The organism is Pseudomonas sp. Colony2, from assembly GCF_019382755.1.
Classification (GTDB): domain Bacteria; phylum Pseudomonadota; class Gammaproteobacteria; order Pseudomonadales; family Pseudomonadaceae; genus Aquipseudomonas.
Window position 1 is genome coordinate 3,906,890 of record NZ_CP080030.1, and the last position, 416, is coordinate 3,907,305.

Annotated in this window: 1 protein-coding gene; it reads left to right on the forward strand. The window is 55.0% G+C overall.

Features of this window, described 5'->3' with window-relative positions; all coding sequences use genetic code 11:
* Window positions 1–158: 158 nt before the first annotated feature.
* A partial coding sequence (locus tag JV201_RS15305; RefSeq protein WP_003215297.1) for a DUF2790 domain-containing protein occupies window positions 159–416 on the forward strand: 258 nt, incomplete at its 3' end.

The following is a 416-nucleotide window of genomic DNA, read 5'->3' on the forward strand; positions in this document are numbered from 1 at the left end:
TGAAGATGAAGCTTTTGTCAGTAAAACCTCACTTAATCGATGGTTAATCCCCCGGGACGACAGTTGAATCGACCGCACTCGCATGGCACCCGCCATTGCCCAGGGCGGCCGCGGCTCATCACGTTGTTGGGCCTGCGAACGACTTGCGGAGAAACACCATGAAACTGCGTACGTTAATGCTCGGCGCTGCACTGGCCCTGACGGCTGTAACGGGGATGGCGCAGGCTGACACCGCACCCGTCATCACGCCTTACCACTACGGCGAGAAGATGGATGTGCAGAAGGTACTTGCCATGCACGAACCCGACACCAATGTCTGCAAAGTGATCAATGCCGATATCAAGTTCGTGGACAGTCAAGGGAAAGTCCAGGACGTGGGTTATCGCAAAATGTCCGAGGCGTGTGATTTCCAGAAT